We start from the raw sequence: 4608 nt of genomic DNA on the forward strand, positions 1-4608 counted from the left end.
TCGGTGACCATCAATCGATCACTCGGGAAGGTACGCCCTCCGCGTTCCGCGAGGCACCCCTCCCGAGGCCGATCCACAGGTCTTGAGCATTGCTCGTGTCGCGGGCGTGACCCGCCCTCCGACGTTGCGGATCACCGCTGCCTCGCCGAGCTTGAGCCCGAGCACGTCGGACGGGTCGACACGAGGGTCGACGCATCCGATGACCGTCAGACTGCCACTGGGCATGAGCTTGAGCTCGGCGAATGATCCGCCGTCAGCGAACCGAGCGTTCCGCTTGGCTAGCTCATCCGTGTCGATCACTGTGACGGCACCCCTTGTTGCTCTGAGCCTGACCCCCGGTGACGTCGGCGGCGACCTCCAGTTGCCGCCAATCCTGACCCGCCGCCGCCTCCCATGCCACTCGACTCTGCGGCAAATCGCGATCACGCAGGTCAACGCCTCGCGCGATCCGACACGGCGTGTCAACGCCGAGGTGCGATTCGTACCGCGGTTCATGATCGCGATTTGCCGCGAAGTCGAGGTCTCGGGCGGCGGTGATGAACGCAATCACCGCCGACCAGGGCACGCTGAGTGACCGCGGTTGATGCGGCGCTGCACGGAGCCCCGTGGCCTGCCGCGATGAGCGGTCGCGCGGTGCTGAGGTCTTCTCAGAGGCTGAGTTCAACGCCTCTGCGGGATCAGGCGTGGACCACTTCGAGTGTGCGCGGCCTCTGCTGGTAGGGAGTCACACCGAGTCCGGCAGGTTGATGAGCGCGGGTTCGGCCGGGTCGACCATGGCGGTGATCTCGGTGATGTGGCCGTCGGTGAGGTGAAGGCTAACTTGACTCTGTCGGGGATCTTGGAGTCGCCGAGGTCAGCTGCCCAAGGTTCGCCAGGACTTCAGCCGGGGAATCTCGCGCTGGTCGAGGTAGTCCTGGAAGGCGGTCGGTCGGCGGGGGGGGGCCTCGTCCGGTGGCAGTCCGCTGAGGCGCTCGATGTTGACGGCGATGGCCGTCAGGACGTGCTGGATGTGGGCCTTTCCCTGTCCTCGGTAGCGGCAGCGCCGCATGCCGTGGCCGTGGGCGAACTCGTTGACCGTGCCCTCCACGCCGGAGCGGACCGCATAGCGGGCCTTCCACTCGGGCGTCTGCTGCTCGGTACGGACGCGAAGTTGCAGGTCGCGGAGTTCTCGCGGGGGAAAGCCCACAGTGCGCGCACTGTCTGCGGTGCTGGTGCACTGCGCGCGGGCCGGGCAGGGGCGGCACTGGCTCTTGGTGAACCTGGCCACGATCAGCGGGGCCGCGGTGGGCGAGGAGGTCGGGTAGGGGCCGTGCCAGCCCGCGCTGACCTGTCCCTGGGGGCAGGTGACCTGCTGGCGATCGTAGTCGATGTGGAAGTCGTCCCGGGCGAAGCCCTCGTTCCGACGGTGCTGGAGGGTGGGGTTGCTCCGGAGCGGCCCGGAGACGGTGACCTGGTGTTCACGAGTGGCTTGTGCCAGGTGGGGCAGGGAGGTGTAGCCGCCGTCGACCAGGTGCTCGGCGGGCAGCAGCCCGCGACGCGCCAGGCGGGCGTGGATGCCGGGCAGGACCTGGCTGTCGTGGGTGGTGGCCGCGGTGGTGACCACATCCGTGATCACATTCGGGCGGTCGGGAGCACAGGTCTCGGTCAGGTGAGCGGAGAACCCCTTCCAGCTGATGATGTGGCCGTGGCGTGCGTAGCGGGCTGAAGTGTCGTAAGGAGAGACGATCGCCCGGGACGAGGGCGGCAGTCCGGGCCCGTCTTCCTTCTCGGCGGTGCGCCAGCGCAGGTGTCCTGCGGCGTCACGGTGGTAGTTCTGCACCACGATCTGGCGCAGGGTCTGGACGCGCGGGCCGGCCGTGTGGTCTGTTCCGTGCCGGTAGAGGTGTTCCAGGAGCCGGACGGCATCGTTTCCGGTGGCGAGGATTCTGGTCTTGGGTTTGGTGGGGTTCTTGCCCAGGCGGACCGGTCGGCCGTAGCGGAGCCCCCAGTCCTCGTCGACGAGCTTGTCGAGCAGGTGAGGGGAGGCGCCGGCTACTTCTTCGAGTGCGGCACGGACCGCCTCGGTGATCAACTCCAGGCGGGTCAGGTCGCGCACGGCGGCCAGGACGTGGGTGGAGTCGGTGCGCTGCGTGGTGCGCTCGCGCACCAGTCCGGCCTCCTTGAGGCGGGCCAGCGCGAGGTTGAGAAGACGGTCGGCGTGGTCGTCTTCGGCGAGGCGATCGCGGAAGTCGGCCAGCACGCTGTGGTGGAACCCGGGGTCGTCCAACTCGCTCGCTGGGGGCGAGGGTGACCCTCGTGGTGCACGAGATGAAGCGGCTCGGCCGCGGCGCCCTGGAACTCCTCAAGGTCGCCGAGGAACTGCGCGACGCCGAGATCGAGCTGGAGTTCCTCACCGGCCCCCTGGCCGGGAAGCACGACCCGTCCGGCCACGGGGCCGCCCTGTTCGCCTTCTTCGCCGCCATGGCGGAGTCCGAGCGCGACTACATCCGCGACAAGACCCTCGAAGGCCAGGAGACCGCCCGTACGAAGGGCAAGGCGATCGGCGGGGTCAAGGTCTCCGACCAGGACATGCTCGCCACCGCCCTGCGCCTGCGCGACGACGAACGCCTCTCGCTGCGCGAGATCGCCTCCCGCCTCGTCATCCGCACCGGCAAGAAGCGCGGCCAGCACCCAGCCCCGGCCACCGTCATGCGCATGCTGCGCGAACACGACGAGCAGACAACCACAGGCACTCTGGAGCCCACGACCTGACCTGGGGGCTCAGTCCTTAGCGTTGTTATTTCGGCGAGATCTACTGGGACCCCAGGAGCCCCGTGGGTTCGAGGAAACCGAAGGTCCTTCAGCGCGAACTCACGGGTCCACCGGTGTGCGTCAGGCCGACGGACCCGTGGGTTCGGATGAAACACGAGGACGGAGCGATCCGAAGGGCTTCCGGTGTGACGTCGGTCTGGACGCCCTCGGGTTATGACGGCCGCCCGCCGAACTGCCAGTTGTGCACCTCGATGTCGGCGTATCGGTCCCGGGTCAGGATGGCTCCTGCCGTATCCGGGTCCGGCGCCCGGAGCAACACGGCCGTGCCCAGCCAGGCGGTGCCGTCGTCGGACAACAGCGGCCCGTACGCGATCAGCTCGTCCCGGTCTGTCGGCACGGCGAGGTCTGCGGCCTGCCCTGTGCCGAGGCCGAGCACCAAGTACCGATTGCCACCAGTCCGGCCGCCGGGGAAGTCCCACATGGTGCGCCCCAGCGTGTTTCTCCACCGTCGCAGCAGCACGTCCCGGTAGACGCCGGCCTGGTAGCCCGGCTCGGCGAAGGCGAACGCGCGGGCCGCAACGGGATCGGGCAGGTCGATGATGTGCACGCTGCCGGTGGGAGCGTCGCCGTCGCCGGTGAGGGTCGGGCCCCGGGCGATCAGCTCCTTCGCGTACCGGTCCATGTAGGACCAATGCTGTTCCCGCAGTTCGTTGCGCAACGCTACGGAGCCGGGTCGGTCGCGGTGGTAGCAGAAGAACTCCATGCCCGTAGGGTCTCTTCAAGGAGGTAGCCAGGTCGAGCGGGTTTCACTGCGCTGACTGCTCGGCAGCTTCACCCAGAAGCACGCGTGCCGACTCCGCGTAGCGGATCGCTGTCTTCTCGGCCAGGCCGAAGACCTCGGCGAGGTGGAGAGGATCGGGCCAGTGGACGAGGGCCTCTTCGAGTTGCCGGTCGACGCGGAGCCGGTCCAATGTCGCTCTCTGGCCGCGCAGTTCGCGTTCGATCCACCAGCTGCTGACCGGGCCGGTCTCCAGCGCGGTGTTCATGTTGGTGATCAGGTGCGGGTTGGCCGTGTTCGGCCAGCGGCGGCGCCGGTGCTTCAGCCAGGCCAGCAGAAGCTGCCGGGTGAGGCTTGCGAACTCCCGCGGGCCAGCCACGGGCCTCGGCCAGGCGGTGCGCGAGGTGACGAGCCCACGCCAGCCAGCCACTGGTGGAAGCCAGCTGTTCGGAGTTGAAGCGGGTGTAGTCGCGGCGGACCCCGTCGAACAGCACGGGCTGGATCCACCCGGAGTACGGCCGTGCAGCCGGAGGCGGCGGAGGCTTTCGTGGGGCACCCCGGCGGTTGTATTGCCGAGGCGGAGTCGTGCGGGCGCCGCGCATCACGAGCATGTCGGCGAAGAACAGCTGCTGATGGCGCCCGACACCGTCCAGGTCGTGCAGCCCCGACACCGGCCCACCGCGTAGTCACGAGCAAACAGGTAGCAGGCTTGGCAAAGCCCGCGGACGAACGGGCGCTGGACCCGGCCCCAGGCCAAGCAGCTCCCGCAACTGACCGGTTCCGCCGGGCCCCGCCGCCGCGCTTTCGCCCTCATGCCGGCGGCAGGGAAAGGCCGTCGCGGCGCTTGGGCACGACCACCGGGGCCACCGCCGAGCCAGCCGCTGACGCGGCGGCCTGCTGACCGGTCTCCTCGCCGGGACGGCGGACCTTGTCCGGCTCGGGGATCAGCAGGTCGCCGATCTCGCAGCCGAGCACGACGCAGATGACGTCCAGGTCCTCCAGCTTGAGGGAGACCGGCTGGCCGGACCACAGCCCGGACATCTTCCCTGCCGAGATCACCAACCCGTGCTCGGCCAGGC

Annotated in this window: 7 protein-coding genes; 2 read left to right on the plus strand and 5 right to left on the minus strand. The window is 69.0% G+C overall.

Annotated features, from left to right (window positions below):
- Positions 1 to 18: 18 nt before the first annotated feature.
- Positions 19 to 225 carry a carbonic anhydrase gene (locus ACFU8Q_RS39320; protein WP_384464366.1) on the minus strand — a complete coding sequence of 69 codons (207 nt, stop codon included), beginning with the start codon at positions 223 to 225 and terminating at the stop codon, positions 19 to 21.
- A gap of 64 nt (positions 226 to 289) precedes the next feature.
- Here ACFU8Q_RS39320 and ACFU8Q_RS39325 point away from each other — a divergent pair, with 64 nt between their 5' ends.
- A complete protein-coding gene (locus ACFU8Q_RS39325; RefSeq protein ID WP_384464369.1) occupies positions 290 to 574 on the plus strand; it encodes a hypothetical protein in 285 nt (94 codons plus the stop codon).
- A gap of 279 nt (positions 575 to 853) precedes the next feature.
- On the opposite strand, the gene ACFU8Q_RS39330 is transcribed toward ACFU8Q_RS39325, so the two are convergent.
- Positions 854 to 2266, minus strand: a complete 1413-nt coding sequence (locus tag ACFU8Q_RS39330; RefSeq protein ID WP_384464371.1) for a transposase — start codon at positions 2264 to 2266, stop codon at positions 854 to 856.
- Between the two features lie 29 nt (positions 2267 to 2295).
- Between ACFU8Q_RS39330 and ACFU8Q_RS39335 the strand changes: the two genes are divergently transcribed.
- Entirely contained in the window at positions 2296 to 2751 is a 456-nt protein-coding gene (locus tag ACFU8Q_RS39335; protein ID WP_384464374.1) for a recombinase family protein, read from the plus strand.
- 211 nt (positions 2752 to 2962) lie between these two features.
- Here the strand turns inward: ACFU8Q_RS39335 and ACFU8Q_RS39340 are convergent, their stop codons facing one another.
- The 3 genes from ACFU8Q_RS39340 to ACFU8Q_RS39350 all read right to left on the minus strand — a co-directional run.
- Complete coding sequence (locus ACFU8Q_RS39340) at positions 2963 to 3514, minus strand: YciI family protein (RefSeq protein WP_384464377.1); 552 nt, start codon at positions 3512 to 3514, stop codon at positions 2963 to 2965.
- A gap of 43 nt (positions 3515 to 3557) precedes the next feature.
- Positions 3558 to 3959 (minus strand): hypothetical protein, encoded by a 402-nt coding sequence (locus tag ACFU8Q_RS39345; RefSeq protein WP_384464380.1) that lies wholly within the window; start codon positions 3957 to 3959, stop codon positions 3558 to 3560.
- 380 nt (positions 3960 to 4339) lie between these two features.
- Positions 4340 to 4608: helix-turn-helix domain-containing protein (locus ACFU8Q_RS39350; RefSeq protein ID WP_384464383.1), on the minus strand; the 269-nt coding region annotated here is incomplete at its 5' end.

It is taken from the genome of Streptomyces sp. NPDC057543, from assembly GCF_042801895.1.
GTDB lineage: Bacteria > Actinomycetota > Actinomycetes > Streptomycetales > Streptomycetaceae > Streptomyces.